The organism is Mycobacterium sp., from assembly GCF_035274705.1.
GTDB lineage: Bacteria > Actinomycetota > Actinomycetes > Mycobacteriales > Mycobacteriaceae > Mycobacterium.
The window spans coordinates 20,537-38,271 of sequence record NZ_DATENY010000007.1 but is presented as its reverse complement, the minus strand read 5'-3'; the positions used below and the strand labels follow the sequence as shown (position 1 = coordinate 38,271).

Below are 17,735 nucleotides of genomic sequence, written 5' to 3'. Positions count from 1 at the left end.
GTTTGCCTCATGGCGGAACTTAAGGATCGCTTGCGCTCAGACCTGACGACCGCAATGAAGTCGCAGGACAAGTTGCGCACCGCGACGCTGCGGATGCTGTTGGCCGCGATCCAGACAGAGGAGGTCGCGGGGAAGGAGTCGTGGGAGCTGACCGACGCCGAGGTGCTCAAGGTGCTGGCCAAGGAGGCAAAGAAGCGCTCCGAATCGGCTGAGATATACACCCAGAACGGACGCGGGGAGCTCGCCGCCAACGAACACGCCGAGGCCCGCGTCATCGACGAGTACCTGCCAACGCCGCTCACCGAGGCGGAGCTGGCCGACGTCGCCGACACCGCGATCGCGCAAGTCGCCGAAGACATCGGCGAGCGGCCCAGCATGCGGCAGATGGGGCAGGTGATGAAGGCCGCGACGGCGATCGCCGCGGGCAAGGCCGATGGCGCCCGGCTGTCAGCGGCGGTCAAGGCCCGGCTGTAGTCGTTTTCAGGGCTGAGCGTCCGGGTATCCGGGACGCATGACGCGTTTTGGCTACACCCTGATGACAGAACAGAGTGGACCTAAAGAGCTTGTCCACTATGCCGTTTCGGCGGAGCGCGCGGGATTCGACTTCGAAGTGTCTTCCGACCATTACTTCCCGTGGCTCTCATCGCAAGGCCACGCGCCCTACGCGTGGTCTGTGCTCGGCGCGGTGGCTCACGCCACCGACCACGTCGAGCTGTTTACCTACGTGACATGCCCGACGATGCGCTATCACCCCGCCGTCGTCGCGCAAAAAGCCGCCACCTTGCAGATACTCGCCGACGGACGGTTCACCCTCGGTCTGGGCAGCGGCGAAAACCTCAACGAGCACGTGGTCGGTGGCCGCTGGCCGACGGTGTCGCGGCGCCAGCAGATGCTCAAGGAGGCCATTCAGATCATCCGTGAGCTGTTCACCGGCGAGCTCGTCGACTGGAAAGGCGAGTACTTCGAAGTCGATTCGGCGCGACTCTGGGACGTCCCCGAGACGCCGGTCGCCATCGCCACCGCGGTGTCGGGAGAGCGGTCCGTGGAGATGTTCGCGCCGCTGTCGGACCATCTGATCGCCGTCGAGCCGAACAAGATGATCGTCGATGCGTGGCACGATGCGCGACGCGCTACGGGGCTGCCTCACGATGTCCGGGTGATCGGGCAGATACCGATCTGCTGGGATCCGGACCGCGATGCCGCTGTGCGACGTGCCCACGACCAGTTCCGCTGGTTCGCCGGCGGCTGGCATGTCAACTCCGATTTGCCGACGACGGCCGGTTTCCACGGTGCTACGCAGTTCGTGCGGCCGGAGGATGTGGCCGAATCCATCCCGTGCGGACCGGATCTCGACGCGATCGTCGACGCGGTCCGCAAGTACTGGGAGGCCGGCTTCACCGACATCGCACTGGTTCAGGTCGGCGACGACTCCCAAGAACTGTTCCTCAAGGAGGCGGCCGGCTCACTGCTGGAGAAGCTACACACCGAATCTCACTGAAACGAACGGCCGGGCCCGACCAGGAGCTCACCGCGTAGGTCAGGCGGCGGTGCGGCCTTCGCGGCTGCGCCGATAAGCCGCGCGACGGAAATGGCTGAGCCAGCGGGGTTCCAGACTTACTTCCGAATCGCTGTGCAATATCGGATCGACGCCGATGTCGTCGCAGCTGGGATCGAGGTTCCGAAGCGTCAATCGGGCCATCGGCGAGAAGGCGCCGCGAATTCCTGCAGCCTGTTCGATGTCGAAATCGATTCCGCTGGAACTGATTAGCTCGCGGATTGGGTCGAGCGACAAACCCGCTGCGTCGACATCGGACGCAAGCCGGGCACGCACCCACCACAGTCGGCCTTCATAGCGCAACGGCATCAGGCTTGAAAACGTCGCGCCCGACCATGACGTCATCGGAGCGAGCATCAGCCTGCTGTTGGCGACGGTCGAGGCCAGCAGCACATCCCATGGTGAGCACGACCGCAGATCCTGCGGCGGATGGCTGCGCCCAGCCGAACTGGCAACGCGGCGATCTCGGATGCGTGCACGGATCCGGTGTGCCCGCCAGGCACCGAATCAAAACCTGTAGCAGCGGTTTAACAACCGCGATACGGGGCATTAATCACGGCAGTGCTGTGACACGCAGCGAAGAACTGTCGAAAGGCCGATGTTGACAACCGCATACACCGACCTGGATATCCCAGCCATCGCAGAAGACGTCTATACCCCGCGAGAAGACTCGCAATTGCTCATCGACGTGATGGAGAAGACGGGACTGGCACGTCGAAACCGGGTTGCCGACCTGTGTACCGGCACCGGGGTGGTGGCAGTCGCCGCGTACGCGCAGGGCGCTGCAGAGGTCACCGCCTTCGACATCTGTCCCCGGGCCGTGCATTGCGCGAGGCGAAACGCTGTGGCCGCCGGCGTCGACGTCGCGGTGCACCTCGGATCATGGGCGCGTGCCGTCGAATTCGGCCCCTACGACCTCGTCGTCTGCAATCCGCCGTACGTACCGCATGATCCAAGCGTCGAGGGCGCGCAGCCTCCACCGCATATCGGGCCCGCGCGGGCGTGGGATGCGGGATACGACGGGCGGCTCGTCCTCGACCCGCTCTGCGCGGCCGCACCTCACTTGCTCGCAGACGGCGGAAGCCTGCTGCTGGTGCAGTCCGAGTTCGCGGCCCCGCGTCAAACGCTTGCGACGCTGGCGAGCGCCGGATTGGATGCCGAAGTCATTGCATGGCAGTGGATTCCGTTCGGCCCGGTGCTGTCGTCGCGCGCGCAGTGGCTGGAAGACACGGGTCGCCTCGAGCCCGGCCGCCGAGAGGAAGAACTGTTGGTCATCCGAGCGGACAAGCCATGAGTGACAACGAATCCCGCATCGTGCGAGTCGTTCCGTCCGGACCGGTGATGGTCGAGGGACCGGTGCGCATCGAGATGCCCGACGGCAGCGTCGTGGAATCCGACCGGTTCATGGTTGCGATCTGCACATGCCGCCGCAGCAAGAGCTATCCGCTGTGCGACACCAGCCACCGCTGCCGCGGGCGAGCCGAGCAGTCAGCCAAGCGGTCGGCGTAGCGACGAGCGGCCCGCGGTCCAGCAGTCCATCAGATGTGCCGCGAGGCGGTCCTCGACGACGTCACGGGCCCTGATGCCGAAGACGACGTCACGCTCCAGCCGCGGTTCCCGTGCGATCAGATCGCCGACGACGTCGGTGCGGACCACTTGTTCGTGAACCGCATCGGCTTCGACGTGTTCGAGGTAGAAGCCAACGCACGGCTGCGGTGCGCCCATCCGTTCGAGCGCTTCGGCCAGTCGCCGCGCCCCGGGCGACGAGGTGATCTCCGTCGACGCGAAATGCCCGATCGCGGCGCCGCGCAGGTCGCGATGCAGTCCGAACAGTGACATCAGATTGACTGACGCCAGCGCATCGGCGGGTACTTCGCCGATGAATGCGAGATACGTCGAGTCGAGCCCGGCGGCGTCCATCAGGTCGGCGAAGAGCTGCTGGTGAATCTGGGCTCCGCGGCCACCGCCGTACTCGTCGAATTCCACCGCCACGAACGACGCCTTGGCCTGCCCGATCAACCGCGGGATGGTGAACGCGTGGGGGTCGGCCTCCTTGAGGTGATACAGCGAGCGGTGCACGAAGTACTCCCGCATCTGCTCCCAGGAGCCCTTGTCCCTCAAGTAGTACGACGGGCCCTCGCCGTCGATCGGCTCGACCGACAGCCGGTCCATCTCGTCGGCGGCGGTTTGGCCCGAGCCGATCTCGTCGACGTCCTGACGAACCGCGCTCAGGAACGCCTCTTCGAGCCGTCCGCGCGCATGCAGCAGACCCGGATTCCACTCCCACTTCGGGTTGACCCCGGCGAATCCGCGGTAGTGCAATTCGTAGCAAACGTAAAGCGCCAGCTGTAGATCCAGGCCGTACGGGTCGGCCTCACACACCGGAACGTCGATCGGCCAGGCGTGCAAGGCGGGCCGGCCGCGTTGAAGCGTGTCGATGACTGCCGATGAAAGAGGCCCGACAGCCCGCGGGAGTTTGGGTTCGACAGACGTGGATGGCAAAGTCACGGGCCATGTAATTCCCCACTTCGGCGTGGGTCAAACTACTTTCGAGCGCACATCTCGACGGCCGCATCAGGATTGGTGATGCTGGCGTAGAACGCAATTCCGCTGCGGAATCCCCAACCGGATCCCATACGGAGGCTGTCTTTTTTCGGCTCGATACGGCAATGTTTGGGTCCGAGGCCGAAAAGTACTGGAGAAGGGCGGGAACCACCGCTTGTAGCGCAAGTCCACCTGCAAGGTCGCGAGCCTAGCGTCGTGCGGGTTGGTTTCGTTCTACAGTTGGTGGGGAAGTCGGCTCCCAGCGTTGTCGGGTCGAGGGGGTTTTACGCGTGGTCGACACATTGGTGTTGATCTACCTGTGTGGCTGGTTGCCTGTCACTTTCGTGGCGTATGCCGCGAGCAAGCGGCTGGCTGACAAGCGCTCACCCGCACCACGTCCGCTTTTCATCAGCTTGATCGCCGGTGGCCTGTGGCCGGTGCTGGTGGTCGGCATGGTTGAGCTGAGTTCGGTGATGGTCTACATGAAGCTGCAGCCCAAGCCCGGTCCTGGCGTCGGTATCTTCGCCTAACCAGTTGTTGAGCTGACGCCGAGCTCGTCCAAAAGGCCCCGAACGCGCCGTTCGATCTCGTCGCGTATCGGTCGCACCGCATCCAGCGACTGTCCCGCCGGATCAGGCAGAGTCCATTCCTCGTAACGGCGTCCCGGGATCACCGGGCAGGTGTCTCCGCATCCCATCGACACCACCACGTCGGCCGCTTCGACCATTTCGTTGGTCCAGCGGTTGGGTTGTTTGTGAGCGATGTCGATGCCCTTTTCGGCCATCGCGGCGATGGCGGCCGGGTTGACGTGGTCGGCCGGTTCGGAACCCCCGGAGTAGACCGCGGCTTGGTCTGAGGCGAACCGCTCGAAGAACCCCATCGCCATCTGCGACCGGCCTGCGTTGTGCGTGCAGAGGAATAGGACTGTCGGTTTGGACACGGTCACTCCAAAGGTTCGATGTGGGGCACGACGACGTCGTCGGCGGTTTGGCCGACGTCGGGATACAGCGCGAGAACCAAAGCGGCGCCGGCGAATCCGCCGACGAGCTGGGCGGCAATGAACGCAGGAACCGAACTGGGCGCGATGCCAGCGAATGTATCTGAGAAGATACGGCCAACGGTCACAGCGGGATTGGCGAACGAGGTCGAACTGGTGAACCAATAGGCGGCCCCGATATAGGCGCCGACGGCGGCGGCTGACAATGCCGCCCGTTCTGTTCGCGCCAACGTGAAGATCAGCGCGATCAGGCCTGCCGTTGCGACTACTTCGCCGACGAGATGGCCAGCGCTGACGCGGTCCTTCGTGGCCAGCTCGAACACGCGGCGGTCGAACATCACGTTGGCCAGCACTGCGCCGGCGATGCCACCGACGACTTGAACAACGCTGTAGGCCAACAGATCTGCGCCGCCGATTCCTGAACCCGAACGGCGGCCCAACAACCAGTCGACGAGCGATACGACCGGATTGAAGTGAGCACCGGACACCGGACCGAATAGCAGGATCAGCACCGCGAGGCCCATCGCGGTCGCCGTCGAGTTCTCGAGCAGCTGCAAACCAATGTCGTTGGGCGACAACTGCGCAGCGGCGATACCCGATCCGACGACGACGGTGACGAGCAGAGCCGTGCCGGCGAATTCGGCTAGCAGTCGCCGGCGCAACACGCGGTCTGTCGTGCGTCGGCTGGCTCCGGGGTGGCGCCGAACGTCTCGGAGTCGGCGAGCACCGTGTAGACCTCCCACTTCTCGCCGGCGGGTCCGGTGACCCAGACCTTGTCCTGGGTGGCGAAGCAACACGTGGTGTCCATCTCTTCCTCGGTGAACAGTCCTTCGCCGGCGAGGCGGGCAATCTCGGTGTGAACCGTGTCGCTGGATTCGACCTCGACCCCGAGGTGGTTGAGCGTGCCGCCCGTGCCTGGGTTCTCGAACAGAACCAGCTTGAGAGGCGGTTCGGCTACGGCGAAGTTGGCGTAGCCGTCCTTGAGTTTGGCTGGCGCAGTGTTGAACAGCTTGGAGTAGAACTGGACGGCTTCATCGAGGTTGTCGACGTTGAGAGCGAGCTGGACCCGTGACATGGTGACCTCCGCACCTGTGTGACTTATATCGAACTAGTGCCGATAATGCACACCTCTTCGATATATGTCAAGAGCCTATGGCATCCTGTTTACATGCCCAAGACGCTGCCGATGGTCGACATCTCTGCCCCGGTGTGTTGCTCGCCGGTCGCCGCCGGCCCACTCGAGGACGATGCGGCTCTGGAGATCGCGCTGCGACTGAAGGCGCTGGCCGACCCGGTGCGAGTCAAGCTGGTCTCGTTGCTGTTCAGCAGTGAAGCCGGCGAAGAGTGCAGCTCGGATCTCGCTGCAACGGTGGGGCTGACGGAATCGACGGTCAGCCACCACCTGACTCAGCTGCGGCGGGCGGGACTTGTCGAATCGGAACGGCGCGGCATGAACGTCTACCACCGACCGCGACGTGAGTCGCTGGTGGCGCTGTGCACGGTGCTGGATCCAAACTGCTGCCGCTGAGCATCTCGGCGAGACGCAAAGTCGCGGTTTCGCGCTGAAATATGCGCTTCGCGCCTTGGCTACGGAAGCCGTTGCGCTCACTGGTCGTCCTTCTGGCCGCCGTCCTTCTGGCCGTCGTGTTCCTCGCGGTCCTGCTGCCGCGTCTGTTGTCGCTCGGTACGGCTGTCATCGCGCTCAGATAGACGGTCCGCGCGGCGCTTGTCGTTGAGCGTCGCGGTAGTCCGCTGCGCTGGTTCGGGTTGAGGTTTGGAAGCGCCGCGTTGGGGTTCCTGTGTCTTGTCGGCTGGCGCCTCCGGTTCAGGATCGGGCGTCGTAGCCACTGACTGGATGGCTGGGTCTGCCGCTGGTTTGTTGATACGGATCTCGCCGTGAGACACATACGGCCGTTGCGCGACGGCAGCGTCGTCGTTGCGGGAGTACCCGGCATTCACGATGGGCCGAAGGAATTTGTCGACGTTGTCCACGATCCGCTCATTCACACCGAGATTGCGCAGCGGTTGAGTCAACGGCAGATGCTCTGTCGGTACCAGGTAGGTGGTTGTTGTCGCCCCCTTTGAATTCGTTGTGACAGTGACGTTCTCAGGGGGCACGGTCGTGGGGTCAACCAGCGCTACTGTGCCATGAACGGTGGCCGCCCCCATCAGCGCGTTGGCGACAGAGACGAGATTCCATGGTCGATCAGGGAAATCAGCCCAACCGTCGTACTCCGCGACCACCAAGATCGTGTCGTACTGGCTCTCCAGCGGCGCACGGGTCTGAAAGTCCACGATGGGGATGTAGGTGCCTTCCGGAAGCAGTGTCGAGAAGACGCCGCGTTGCGGATCGCTGAACACGATGAACTTCAACTGATCCGGTGGTGGCGCATCGGGATCATTTGCCAGGCGGTCCTGTTCGCGGTTGATCACCATCGCGCCCTGTGATGCGCCGGTCACGAGGACCGGCCCGTCTGCGGCTTTGATGGCGGTGTCGAGGTTGGCTGCGCCGGTCACGACGGAGGCGCCGACGGTTGGCGTGTTCAACCCAGACAATGGCCAACTGGATGCGGGGTAGTCGATGACGGTGACATCGGCGTCAGGGTAGAACCCGCTGCCGACGCTGGCCGGGTATCCGGGGATGGCGACACCTGGGAGTGGGAACACCCCGAATAGCTCGGAACGCGTGCCTGGCACGATGAGCATCGTCTCGGCGCGCACGGTTGGGCAGATAGCGAGAGCTATCGCGGTGGATGTCGCTAGCGACGCGAGGTATCGGTTCATGTCGTTTGTCCAAATCTCTGAATTGAGATTGAATTCCGTTGGACAGCAATGTGTCTCGGGATCTGTCGTCGAATGAGACGCCGGAATGGTTGCCAAGTCAGATGCAGAAAATTCATTCGACGACTCGAAGCCAGCTGCCTGTGGTCCACGGCAGGCAGCTGTCGTCGATACCGAGATCTCTGACGTACTTGCCTGTGCCGCCGACGGGGAACTCAGCAAGCCGACCGTGCGCGCGCGGAGTGCAGCGATACCTGCGCGCCACAGCGAAGATGTCGAGGCGGGTGGAGTCGCGGTCGCGGCCTGCAGTGACGTCAATGGTGTCGACACAGGTACCCCCTGCCACCTCGATGTGGTGTGAGCAGCTACAGGATCACTACGGCTATGCTTGTCGAGATAGCTCTATCGCACATCGTCGTAGCTTTCCCACCGCGATGCGGGTGACGTTAACAAGTAGCTGGCAGTAGAACAAGCAAACCCAATAATGTCATTGAACAGGCAACAGAAGCTCGCCGCTGACCAACACCGAAGCAAACAAAAATGCCACACATCTGCGAGGTCGACGCCGTATTCATCAGCGGTCAGGTTGTCGTACGTTCGGAGCGCAGCTCGCGTCGACGCGGCCCGCTGTTAGTAGTCCTAGCAATGGTCTGTGACTTGCCCAGCGACGTACCAATCACCCTCGGCGGCTGCGTTACGCCGAACGTGAACCTGCGACAATTCGTGTTGGCTATCGCGGATTACAGCAAACATAGGAACTATTTACGGACCAGACAAATTCGACTTACTCGCCGCGGCTTGTGTTGATCGATCCAGCGGTTCTACTGCGTGCCAGAACGCAAGAAAGCCGCGACCGGATCGACCGGCCACGGCCTGAAATCAGTACATACGCAGTCGGGGTGGCGGGATTCGAACCCACGACCTCTTCGTCCCGAACGAAGCGCGCTACCAAGCTGCGCCACACCCCGCGTGAAGCCACGACAGCGTATCGCACCGGCGGCCGGTGAAGCCAAACGCATATCGTCGCGCTCGTCCACGCGGGGTGAGCGCATCAACTAGCGGCGGGTTTCCTTCAGCACAGCCAGGCGCTCGCGGTACTCGGCCTCGTTGACCTCGCCCTTGGCGTAGGCGTCGCGCAGCGTACGGATGCCGTGGAGGCCACGTCGGGCTCGCACGATCAGCCAGATGGCGGTGATCACCAGCGCCAGGAACACCAGGCGCGCGACGAAGAACCAGGGGTGCCAGCCGTAGTGGCCCCATCGCTCGTTCTCGTCGGCCAGGAACATAGTTGCGGATGGGGAGATTTCGTAGATGCTCATGCCATCGAGCTTGCGCCTCGGGCGCCGTCATGGCATCCGTCTGCAGTCGCCAATCTCGATACGCCCGCACGCGTATCAGCTCCGCCAGCCCGGCCGGACAAGTCCGCTCTCGTACGCCATCACCACCAACTGTGTGCGGTCCCGTGCGCGCAGTTTGGTCAAGATCCGGCTCACATGGGTGCGAGCCGTCGCCGGGCTCATGAACAGACGCTCGCCGATCTCCGCGTTCGTCAAACCCTCCGCCACCAGCGCCATCACCTCACGCTCCCGCGCGGTCAGTTCTGCCAGCGCGGTCTGCGGACCGCCCGATTGTTTAGCGCGCGCCGCGAACTCTGAGACCAACCTGCGCGTCACCGAAGGGGACAGCAGCGCGTCGCCGTCCGCGACCACCCGGACCGCCCGCACCAGCTCCGTCGGCTCGGTGTGCTTGACCAGAAACCCGCTCGCCCCGGCCCGCATCGCTTCGAAGACGTACTCGTCGAGTTCGAACGTCGTCAGCACCACCACGCGGACACCCGACAGCGCCGGATCGGCGGCGATCTCCCGCGTCGCAGCCAGGCCGTCCATGTCCGGCATCCGGATATCCATCAGCACCACATCGGGCCGCAGGTCACGCGCGGCCGCCAATGCGGCTGACCCCGTCTCGGCCTGTGCGATCACCTCGATGCCGTCCTGGGCGTCGAGCAGCGCGACGAAACCTGCCCGTACAAGCGCCTGATCGTCGGCGACGAGAACGCGAATTGTCATGAGCCGCTAATGCTTTCGATGGGCAATGTGGCACGCACGCTGAATCCGCCGCCGGGTTGCCGACGCACCGACAAGTCGCCACCCAGTGCGCGGGCACGCTCCGTCATCCCCGTGATCCCGCTGCCGCCCGACGACGGGCTCGCGTTCAGTGGCCGCCCGTCGTTGTCGACCGCGACGTCCAGCTGGTCAGTCCCGTAAGTCACTGTCACGTCGGCATTTTCGGCGGTCGAATGACGCACCACATTGGTCAGCGACTCTTGCACGATACGGGCTGCCGCGACGTCGATCACCGCCGGCAGCGGCCGCGGCTCACCACGCACGGCCGTCGTCACGGTCAGTCCGGTCGTGCGTGCCGTACCCACCAGCCCGTCCAGGTCCGCGATCCCCGGCGTCGGCGCAGTGGGCTGGCCGTTCTCCGCCCGCAGTGCCGTAACCAACGAGTGCACATCCGAAATCGCTTGTCTGCTCGCCTCTTTGATCGCTGCCAGCGCCGGGCCCGCCCGCTCGGGATGCTCGCCGAGCAGTTCCAGCGCCACCGAGGATTGCACGTTGATCATCGACAGGCTGTGGGCGAGCACATCGTGCAGCTCCCGCGCGATCGACAACCGCGCCTGGCTGGCCCGTCGCTCCTGCTCTGCTCGGGCCTCCCGTGCCATCGCCGCCTTGCGTTGCCGGCGCGCGTCGAGCACGGCGCGGCGCTGCCGGATGCCTTCGGCGGCGGCCAGCAGCACCAACAGCCACGCCGCGATGCCGGTGCTGACCACCGCAGGCGGCATAGCCTCGCCACGAAGAAGCGGGATCAGCCACACCACGGCCACCCAGCCCACGAGCGGCAGCGGATACGTGCGCCATCGCGGCCCGACCGCGGCCGCGGTCAGGAACGCCACGATCAACGACACGAAGATCGGTCCGTAGCCGAACCCGGCCGACTTGTACACCACGGTGATCGCCAAGACGGCGAGCAGCACCGCATACGGGTACAGGGTGCGCAGCAGAAGCGTCAGCGGACCGGCGATCAGCAGCAGGTAGCCGAACCAGTTCAGCGGCAGCCAGTGCGGGTCGACGAATCGACGATGACGAGGTCCGGCGGTGCCCGCAAGCTGGATGCCCGCGACCACCAGCGGGACCAGCCAGACCGCCGGGCGGCGCAACTCGTCACGCACCCGCTCCATACCCGCACCGTAGTAGGGCAGCGGTCACTGCCGCGTCCGCGTAGAGGCGTACGTCACGACACGCCGCGGGATGGATGTGACTTGTCGGTGGCGTTATGCACACTGACGGTATTAACCGATGAATTGAGGCACGAGATGACCGGGCTGGGAGCTTCGATCTATCTGGGATTCTTCGCCCTTGCCGCGTTGTGGCTGTTCTTGACCTCCGACGGGCCCCTTACCGGTGATTCCGACGATCAGGGCCAGCGCCCCGATCGCTCGAATTCGACCAGCACCTCTGAGAATGCCGAGGGGTCGAGCCCGTGGCTGGTCAGCCACTCGTCGCTGAAGTAGGTGTCCGCATAGCGGTCGCCACTGTCGGCAAGCAGGGTCACAACTGATCCGCTGCGCCGTTCGGCGACCATTTCGGCCAGCAGTTCGAACGCACCCCACAGATTCGTTCCTGTCGAAGGCCCGACCCGCCTGCCGAGTACAGCGCTGACGTGCCGCGCGGCGGCAATTGACGCCGCGTCGGGCACCGCGATCATCCGGTCCACCACATCCGGCAGGAACGACGGCTCGACCCGGGGTCTGCCGATGCCTTCGATCCGAGACGACGTCCCCGTCACCACGTCGCGACGACCCTGCGCGTAGGCCGGGAAGAAGGCCGAGTTCTCCGGATCGACGACACAGAGCCGGGTGGCGTAGCGGCGGTAGCGGATGTAGCGGCCGATCGTCGCACTTGTGCCGCCCGTGCCCGCCCCGACGATGATCCATTCCGGAATCGGATGAGCTTCTTCGCCCAACTGCTCGAAGATCGACTCGGCGATGTTGTTGTTGCCACGCCAGTCGGTGGCCCGCTCGGCATTCGTGAACTGATCCAGATAATGCCCGCCCGTTTCGGCGGCCAGCCGCTCCGCCTCGGCGTACACCTGTGACGCCTCGGCCACGAAATGGCAACGGCCACCTTGGGATTCGATCAACGCGATCTTGGCTGCGCTGGTCGATGACGGCATCACCGCGATGAACGGCACACCCAGCAGCGCCGCGAAATACGCCTCGGACACGGCCGTCGACCCCGACGACGCCTCGATGACGGTGGTGTTCTCACTGATCCAGCCGTTGCACAGTCCATAGAGGAACAACGACCGCGCCAGTCGGTGCTTGAGGCTACCCGTTATGTGGGTGGACTCGTCCTTGAGATAGAGCTGCACGTCGACGCCGTCGCACCAGGCTGCAGGCAGGGGATACCGCAGCAGATGTGTGTCGGCGCTACGCCGGGCGTCGGCCTCAATCAACCGGACCGCGTTGTCCACCCACGAACGTGGCTGGGCGCGACTGGCTATTGAGGCCTTCTCAGTCACCGAACGGAAACGCTCGGGTGGGACTGGCCCGCCCGCGTGCTGGCGTCGTGGCCGCCGATCGGCGCAGCCACCAGGGTCAGCAGCGTGGCTTCGGGCCGGCAGCAGAACCGCAGCGGCGCGAACGGCGAGGTACCGATACCCGCCGAGACGTGCAGCTGTGTATGCGCGCCCCACCGCGACGCACCCTTGGCACGTGAGCGGTCCAGATCGCAGTTGGTGACGATCGCGCCATAGAACGGCAGGCACAGCTGCCCGCCATGGGTGTGACCGGCCATCACCAGCTGGTAGCCGTCGGCTGCGAACCGATCCAGCACTCGCGGCTCAGGCGAGTGGGTCAGGCCCAGCGTGAGGTCCGCGGCCGGGCTGGCCGGGCCCGCGATGGTGTCGTAGCGGTCGCGGGACAGGTGCGGGTCGTCCACGCCGGCCACGGCAAGCCGCAGTCCACCGACCTCGAGCTCGCGCTTCGTGTGCGTCATGTCCAACCAGCCGCGCTCGGTGAACGCCGCCCGCAGGTCCTGCCACGGCAGCGGCTCGCCGTGAATGCGATGCCCAGGATTGGTCAGATAGTTCGCCGGGTTCTTCATCCGCGGCCCGAAGTAGTCGTTGCTGCCGAACACGAATACACCGGGCACCGAGAGCAGGTCACCCAGGGACTGCACCACGGCGGGCACCGCTTTCGGGTGGGCCAGGTTATCGCCGGTGTTGACCACCAAGTCCGGCTCCAGGCGGGCCAGCTCCCGCAGCCACGCCTGCTTGCGCCGCTGCTTGGGCCGCATATGGATGTCGCTGATATGCAGCACCTTCAGCGGCGACGACCCCGGCGCCAGCACCGGCATGGTGACCTCGCGCAGCACGAACGCATTGCGTTCGATCATCGACGCATAACCGATCCCGGCGACGACTGAGCCAACGGTCACGGCGGCAGTGTTCTTCAGCACCGTAGAAGGGGCAGGCATGGAAAGAGCGTACTGCCAGTCACTCGGTCACACCGACTCTCACCGGCCTGCGTGGTCAACTCCACAGCTCACCCACAGCCTCGATCACGGCGGCGGTGCAGGCGCCGGCGGACCGAGCACCGGCACGGTGATCGGCGGCAGGCCGGGAATCTCCACGACGGTCTGGCCGATCTCAGGTGGCATCCCAGGTATCGGCGGTAAACCAGCGGGCGGCGGAGGCGGTGGCGGCGGGATGCCGTTGGAGATCTGGATCGTGATGATCGAGCCCGGCACCGTCTGTCCGCTCGGGGAGGTCCCGACCACGGTGCCGTACGGCGCGGTGCTGTTTACCGGGTTGGCCTGATCGGCGACCTGGAAACCGGCCTCCTTCAGCCGCTGACGCGCGGTGTCCTGGTTCAGGCCTGCAATGCTGGGCACCTTCGAACCGGGGGCACCGTCGACGTAGCGCGGATCCGTCGGTGGCAGCTTGACATCGCCGTAGCTGGTGGCGATCGGCTTCATCGCGGTGAACCACGTGCGGGCGGGCTCGTTGCCGCCGAACAGATTTCCCGACCCGCACTGTCGCAGCGGGAACGAGCACAGGTCCGACGGCGTCGTCGAGTCGTCGTAGATGTAGTTGGCCGCGGCGTAGTAGGGCGTGAACCCGACGAAGGCCGATGAGCGGTGCGCTTCGGTCGTGCCCGTCTTACCCGACATCGGCAGGTCCCAGCCAACCGAGCCGGCCGAGCCGGCAGCGGTGCCAGGGCTTTGGTCGTCCTTGCTCATCGCGTTTGCGAGGGTGTTGGCCAAACCCTCGGGAACCACCTGCTCACACGTTTCGGTGGTGACGGAGACGTCCTTGCCGTTGCGATCGATCACTTTGTCGATCGGGTTGGGCGGGCACCACACGCCGCCCGACGCCAGCGTCGCCGCGACGTTGGACAACTCGAGGGCGTTGACCTCGATCGGCCCCAAGGTGAACGAGCCGAGGTTCTGCCGCTTGACGAAGTCGGCCAGGCTTTCGTTGCTTTGCGGGTCATAGTCGCGTGCTGTCCCCGGCAGGGCGTAGGACCGCAGGCCGAGTTTGACCGCCATGTCGACGGTCCGCTGCACACCCACCTGCGAGATCAGCTTGGCGAACGCGGTATTCGGCGAAGTGGCCAGCGCGTCGGTGACGCTCATCTGGCCGCGGTAGTTGCCGGCGTTCAGCACACACCAGGTGGCGGGCGGACAGCCCTTGGCGCCGCCGCTGCCCAGCCCTTTGGCCTCGAACCGGGCCGGCGCATCCAGCTGCGCGTTGATCCCCATGCCCATGTCGAGCGCGGCGGCCGTGGTGAAGATCTTGAATACCGAACCTGCACCGTCGCCGACCAGTGAGAACGGCTGCGGCTGCATGGTTTCGCCGGCCTCGGTGTTAAGGCCGTAGGTGCGGTTACTGGCCATCGCCAGAACCCGATGGCCGTCCTTGCCCGGCTTGATCACGCTCATCACGCTGGCGACGCCGGTCAGACCGGGGCTTGCGATGCCGTCGATCGCCGACTTCACCGGGATCTGCACGTCGGGGTCCAGCGTGGTCTTGATCATGTAGCCGCCCTTGGCGACCTGTTCCTTGCTGATCCCTGCGCGGGCCAGATAGTCGAGCGCGTAATCGCAGAAGAACGCGCGGTCGCCCGCGGCGATGCAACCTCGGGGCAGCTCGTTGGGCTGCGGCAAGATGCCGAGCGGCTGTTGTTTGGCTGCGCCCAGTTCCTGCGCGTGCTCCGGCAGATTGTCGATCATGGTGTCTAGCACCAGGTTTCGCCGTGCCAGCGCGCCGTCGGGGTTGGTGTACGGGTTCAGCGTGCTCGTCGACTGCACCATGCCCGCCAGCAGAGCCGCCTGCTGCCAGTTCAGATCGGAGGCGTTGACACCGAAATACGTCTGGGCGGCATCCTGAATGCCATACGCACCGTTGCCGAACGAAACCAGGTTGAGGTAGCGGGTCAGGATCTCCGGCTTGGTGAATGTCTTGTCCAGCGTCAGCGCCATGCGGATCTCACGCAGCTTGCGCGCCGGAGTCGTTTCGATGGCCGCGCGCTTCTCGGCATCGGTCTGCGCGATAACCAGCAGCTGGTAGTTCTTCACGTACTGCTGCTCGATGGTGGAGCCGCCGCGGGTGTCGAGGTTGCCCGACACGTAACCCGACAAGCCCGTCAGGGTGCCCTGCCAGTCGACGCCGTTGTGCTCGGCAAACCGTTTGTCCTCGATCGAGACGATGGCCAGCTTCATCGTGTTGGCGATCTGATCGCTCGGCACCTCGAACCGGCGCTGTGAATACAGCCATGCGATGACATTGCCCTTGGCGTCGACCATCGTCGACACCTGCGGCACCTCACCCTCGACCAGTTGGGCCGATCCGTTTGCGACAACGTCGGAGGCCCGGTTCGACATCAGGCCGAAGCCGCCGACCACGGGAAACATCAGCCCGGCGACGACCACACTGGCCAACAGGCAGCACCATGCGAGCTTGATGACCGTGACTGTCGTCGGCGGTCGGGTCGGCGGCTGCTCCGGCATGGTGTACAGAGTAACGACGTCGCAAAATGGCAGATTCTGTCGGCCGATTGCCGGGCTGCGAAGATACAGCGACCTGCGCGAGCGTCAATTTCGCTGGCTGACGGCACGGTCGTCCCAAAAAAGTAGGGTTTTCCCTGTTGCCAAGAACGCCCCTGACCACCTAAGTTGAGCACACAGTGCGATGCAGGTCACACTCGGCCCGCATACTGTGGCGTAGATCGCATCAGCGTTCTACACCGGAGGACTACGCCGTCGCCGTCTTACTCGGCGGGCGGCTTGGAACGAAGGGATCGCTGGTGTCAGGTATCAAGCCCGCCCCGCGTAGGACCACGGCGAACGCAACGGCTCACAGCATTGTCCAAGGCGCGGAGGCCGAGGCTCGTATCGCTTGGGTATCCCAAGCCCGATGCCGCCAAGCAGACCCTGACGAGTTGTTCGTGCGCGGCGCGGCCCAGCGCAAGGCCGCAGTGATCTGTAGGCACTGTCCGGTGATCCTGGAGTGCGGCGCCGATGCGCTGGACAACCGTGTCGAGTTCGGTGTGTGGGGCGGAATGACCGAACGCCAGCGCCGCGCTCTGCTCAAGCAGCACCCCGAAGTAATTTCCTGGGCCGAGTTCTTCAGCGCCCAGCGCAAACATCGCAGCGCGGTCTGATCCGCTTCTAGGCCGCCTCGCCGGTGATTTGATCGGCGATTGCCCGCAGCGCCTCCAGGTCCGACACGTCGAATGGCAGCGACGGCACACCCACGATGGCGACATGCGGGTTGGCGCCGGTGAACCGCGACAGCAACCGCACCTCACGTTTGGCCGTCATTGCCCGATCAGCATGTATCCGTAGCACCGCGGCCGCCAACGAGTCCGGATCGGACTTTTCGAGGTCCTCGGCGGCCTCTTCGGCCTTCTCGGCGTGCAGATCGCACAACGTCGGATGGGTGCGGTTGAGGATCAGCCCGGCCAGGGGCATGTGCTCCTCAGAGAGTCGGTCGACAAAGAACGACGCTTCCCGCAATGCGTCCGGCTCGGCGGCCGACACCACCACGAACTGGGTGCCGCGCCGCTTGAGCAACTCATAGGTGCGATCCGCCTTTTCGCGGAACCCGCCGAACGTCGCATCGAGCATCTGAACGAAAGCAGCTGCATCGGAAAGCATTTGCGAACCAAGCACGGTGGATAGCGCTTTCATCGCCAATCCCACAGCACCGGTCACCAGTCGGCCGATGCCGCGACCCGGCGCCAGCAGCAGCCGCCAGAGGCGGCTGTCCATGAAGCTGCCCAGCCGTTGTGGCGCGTCCAGGAAGTCCAGTGCGTTGCGTGACGGCGGGGTGTCGACGACGATCAGGTCCCATTTGTCTTGTGCGAGAAGCTGTCCCAGCTTCTCCATCGCCATGTACTCCTGTGTGCCGGCCAGCGAGGTAGCCACCGTCTGATAGAACTGGTTGTCCAGAATCGCTTCGCCCCGTTCGGGGCCGGAGTATTGGAGCACCATTTCGTCGAACGTCCGGCGCATGTCGAGCATCATCGCGTGCAACTCGCCGGGCACCTCGGGTGCAAGCGGAACTCGTTGCGGTGTGTTGCCGAGGTCCTTGATGCCGAGCGCTTGGGCCAGCCGCTTGGCCGGGTCGATGGTGAGAACCACGACGGTGCGGCCGTATTCGGCTGCGCGCAACGCCATCGCCGCCGCGGTGGTGGTCTTGCCGACGCCGCCGGCGCCGCAGCAGACGACCACGCGGTTGGAGGTGTCGGTGAGGATCGAGCCCATGTCGAGGGCCGGCGGGGTGGTACTCATC

Annotated in this window: 21 protein-coding genes and 1 tRNA gene; 7 read left to right on the top strand and 15 right to left on the bottom strand. The window is 64.8% G+C overall.

Annotated elements, in window-relative coordinates; translation table 11 throughout:
• Positions 1-9: 9 nt before the first annotated feature.
• Complete coding sequence (locus VJV41_RS01840) at positions 10-474, top strand: GatB/YqeY domain-containing protein (protein ID WP_325330499.1); 465 nt, start codon at positions 10-12, stop codon at positions 472-474.
• A gap of 37 nt (positions 475-511) precedes the next feature.
• Positions 512-1,498 (top strand): LLM class F420-dependent oxidoreductase, encoded by a 987-nt coding sequence (locus tag VJV41_RS01835; RefSeq protein ID WP_325330497.1) that lies wholly within the window; start codon positions 512-514, stop codon positions 1,496-1,498.
• Between the two features lie 39 nt (positions 1,499-1,537).
• Here the strand turns inward: VJV41_RS01835 and VJV41_RS01830 are convergent, their stop codons facing one another.
• Positions 1,538-1,948, bottom strand: a complete 411-nt coding sequence (locus tag VJV41_RS01830) for a hypothetical protein (protein ID WP_325330495.1) — start codon at positions 1,946-1,948, stop codon at positions 1,538-1,540.
• Positions 1,949-2,156: 208 nt separating this feature from the next.
• Here VJV41_RS01830 and VJV41_RS01825 point away from each other — a divergent pair, with 208 nt between their 5' ends.
• Positions 2,157-2,849 (top strand): HemK2/MTQ2 family protein methyltransferase, encoded by a 693-nt coding sequence (locus tag VJV41_RS01825; protein ID WP_414684856.1) that lies wholly within the window; start codon positions 2,157-2,159, stop codon positions 2,847-2,849.
• On the top strand, positions 2,846-3,064 hold the full coding sequence (locus tag VJV41_RS01820) for a CDGSH iron-sulfur domain-containing protein (RefSeq protein ID WP_325330491.1): 219 nt from the start codon (positions 2,846-2,848) through the stop codon (positions 3,062-3,064). Before VJV41_RS01825 ends, VJV41_RS01820 begins: the two co-directional genes overlap by 4 nt.
• On the opposite strand, the gene VJV41_RS01815 is transcribed toward VJV41_RS01820, so the two are convergent.
• Complete coding sequence (locus VJV41_RS01815) at positions 3,044-4,063, bottom strand: iron-containing redox enzyme family protein (protein ID WP_325330489.1); 1,020 nt, start codon at positions 4,061-4,063, stop codon at positions 3,044-3,046. The two genes, VJV41_RS01820 and VJV41_RS01815, sit on opposite strands and share 21 nt — an antisense overlap.
• Before the next feature lie 326 nt (positions 4,064-4,389).
• On the opposite strand from VJV41_RS01815, the gene VJV41_RS01810 reads away from it, so the two are divergent.
• Complete coding sequence (locus tag VJV41_RS01810; RefSeq protein WP_325330487.1) at positions 4,390-4,629, top strand: hypothetical protein; 240 nt, start codon at positions 4,390-4,392, stop codon at positions 4,627-4,629.
• Here VJV41_RS01810 and VJV41_RS01805 read toward each other — a convergent pair.
• The 3 genes from VJV41_RS01805 to VJV41_RS01795 are packed head-to-tail and all read right to left on the bottom strand — an operon-like array spanning position 4,626 to position 6,171.
• Entirely contained in the window at positions 4,626-5,039 is a 414-nt protein-coding gene (locus VJV41_RS01805) for an arsenate reductase ArsC (protein WP_325330485.1), read from the bottom strand. The two genes, VJV41_RS01810 and VJV41_RS01805, sit on opposite strands and share 4 nt — an antisense overlap.
• A 2-nt stretch (positions 5,040-5,041) precedes the next feature.
• Entirely contained in the window at positions 5,042-5,761 is a 720-nt protein-coding gene (locus VJV41_RS01800; protein ID WP_325330483.1) for an MIP/aquaporin family protein, read from the bottom strand.
• Entirely contained in the window at positions 5,740-6,171 is a 432-nt protein-coding gene (locus VJV41_RS01795) for an ArsI/CadI family heavy metal resistance metalloenzyme (protein WP_325330481.1), read from the bottom strand. The genes VJV41_RS01800 and VJV41_RS01795 overlap by 22 nt, the downstream gene beginning before the upstream one ends.
• A 93-nt stretch (positions 6,172-6,264) precedes the next feature.
• On the opposite strand from VJV41_RS01795, the gene VJV41_RS01790 reads away from it, so the two are divergent.
• The gene (locus VJV41_RS01790; RefSeq protein WP_325330479.1) at positions 6,265-6,624 is read left to right on the top strand and encodes an Rv2640c family ArsR-like transcriptional regulator; all 360 of its coding nucleotides are present in this window, start codon (positions 6,265-6,267) and stop codon (positions 6,622-6,624) included.
• A 77-nt stretch (positions 6,625-6,701) separates the two neighbouring features.
• Here the strand turns inward: VJV41_RS01790 and VJV41_RS01785 are convergent, their stop codons facing one another.
• The 9 genes from VJV41_RS01785 to ponA2 all read right to left on the bottom strand — a co-directional run bounded on the left by VJV41_RS01785 (position 6,702) and on the right by ponA2 (position 15,949).
• Positions 6,702-7,793 (bottom strand): PE-PPE domain-containing protein, encoded by a 1,092-nt coding sequence (locus tag VJV41_RS01785; protein WP_325330477.1) that lies wholly within the window; start codon positions 7,791-7,793, stop codon positions 6,702-6,704.
• 199 nt (positions 7,794-7,992) lie between these two features.
• Positions 7,993-8,223: a hypothetical protein gene (locus VJV41_RS01780; protein WP_325330475.1), complete on the bottom strand. Its 231-nt coding sequence runs from the start codon at positions 8,221-8,223 to the stop codon at positions 7,993-7,995.
• A gap of 548 nt (positions 8,224-8,771) precedes the next feature.
• Positions 8,772-8,845 (bottom strand) — tRNA-Pro (locus VJV41_RS01775).
• A gap of 87 nt (positions 8,846-8,932) precedes the next feature.
• Entirely contained in the window at positions 8,933-9,196 is a 264-nt protein-coding gene (locus VJV41_RS01770; RefSeq protein WP_325330473.1) for an SHOCT domain-containing protein, read from the bottom strand.
• 75 nt (positions 9,197-9,271) lie between these two features.
• Positions 9,272-9,943, bottom strand: a complete 672-nt coding sequence (locus tag VJV41_RS01765; RefSeq protein WP_325330471.1) for a response regulator transcription factor — start codon at positions 9,941-9,943, stop codon at positions 9,272-9,274.
• On the bottom strand, positions 9,940-11,115 hold the full coding sequence (locus tag VJV41_RS01760; protein WP_325330469.1) for a sensor histidine kinase: 1,176 nt from the start codon (positions 11,113-11,115) through the stop codon (positions 9,940-9,942). The genes VJV41_RS01765 and VJV41_RS01760 overlap by 4 nt, the downstream gene beginning before the upstream one ends.
• 236 nt (positions 11,116-11,351) lie before the next feature.
• Positions 11,352-12,458 (bottom strand): PLP-dependent cysteine synthase family protein, encoded by a 1,107-nt coding sequence (locus tag VJV41_RS01755; RefSeq protein ID WP_325330467.1) that lies wholly within the window; start codon positions 12,456-12,458, stop codon positions 11,352-11,354.
• The gene (locus tag VJV41_RS01750) at positions 12,455-13,414 is read right to left on the bottom strand and encodes a metallophosphoesterase (RefSeq protein WP_325330465.1); all 960 of its coding nucleotides are present in this window, start codon (positions 13,412-13,414) and stop codon (positions 12,455-12,457) included. The genes VJV41_RS01755 and VJV41_RS01750 overlap by 4 nt, the downstream gene beginning before the upstream one ends.
• Positions 13,415-13,498: 84 nt before the next feature.
• Positions 13,499-15,949 carry a transglycosylase/D,D-transpeptidase PonA2 gene (gene ponA2, locus VJV41_RS01745; RefSeq protein WP_325330463.1) on the bottom strand — a complete coding sequence of 817 codons (2,451 nt, stop codon included), beginning with the start codon at positions 15,947-15,949 and terminating at the stop codon, positions 13,499-13,501.
• A gap of 296 nt (positions 15,950-16,245) precedes the next feature.
• Here ponA2 and VJV41_RS01740 point away from each other — a divergent pair, with 296 nt between their 5' ends.
• Positions 16,246-16,602, top strand: a complete 357-nt coding sequence (locus VJV41_RS01740; RefSeq protein ID WP_325330461.1) for a WhiB family transcriptional regulator — start codon at positions 16,246-16,248, stop codon at positions 16,600-16,602.
• A gap of 7 nt (positions 16,603-16,609) precedes the next feature.
• Here VJV41_RS01740 and VJV41_RS01735 read toward each other — a convergent pair whose 3' ends face one another.
• Positions 16,610-17,734: an ArsA family ATPase gene (locus VJV41_RS01735; RefSeq protein ID WP_325330459.1), complete on the bottom strand. Its 1,125-nt coding sequence runs from the start codon at positions 17,732-17,734 to the stop codon at positions 16,610-16,612.
• Position 17,735 lies beyond the last annotated feature (1 nt).

Bases quoted from the DNA above. Each gene is read 5' to 3' on its own strand.
- VJV41_RS01735 (WP_325330459.1), bottom strand. From the start codon at position 17,734: ATGAGTACCACCCCGCCGGCCCTCGACATGGGCTCGATCCTCACCGAC.
- VJV41_RS01795 (WP_325330481.1), bottom strand. From the start codon at position 6,171: ATGTCACGGGTCCAGCTCGCTCTCAACGTCGACAACCTCGATGAAGCC.
- VJV41_RS01765 (WP_325330471.1), bottom strand. From the start codon at position 9,943: ATGACAATTCGCGTTCTCGTCGCCGACGATCAGGCGCTTGTACGGGCA.
- VJV41_RS01820 (WP_325330491.1), top strand. From the start codon at position 2,846: ATGAGTGACAACGAATCCCGCATCGTGCGAGTCGTTCCGTCCGGACCG.
- VJV41_RS01790 (WP_325330479.1), top strand. From the start codon at position 6,265: ATGCCCAAGACGCTGCCGATGGTCGACATCTCTGCCCCGGTGTGTTGC.
- VJV41_RS01835 (WP_325330497.1), top strand. From the start codon at position 512: ATGACGCGTTTTGGCTACACCCTGATGACAGAACAGAGTGGACCTAAA.
- VJV41_RS01760 (WP_325330469.1), bottom strand. From the start codon at position 11,115: ATGGAGCGGGTGCGTGACGAGTTGCGCCGCCCGGCGGTCTGGCTGGTC.
- ponA2 (WP_325330463.1), bottom strand. From the start codon at position 15,949: ATGCCGGAGCAGCCGCCGACCCGACCGCCGACGACAGTCACGGTCATC.
- VJV41_RS01770 (WP_325330473.1), bottom strand. From the start codon at position 9,196: ATGAGCATCTACGAAATCTCCCCATCCGCAACTATGTTCCTGGCCGAC.
- VJV41_RS01750 (WP_325330465.1), bottom strand. From the start codon at position 13,414: ATGCCTGCCCCTTCTACGGTGCTGAAGAACACTGCCGCCGTGACCGTT.
- VJV41_RS01840 (WP_325330499.1), top strand. From the start codon at position 10: ATGGCGGAACTTAAGGATCGCTTGCGCTCAGACCTGACGACCGCAATG.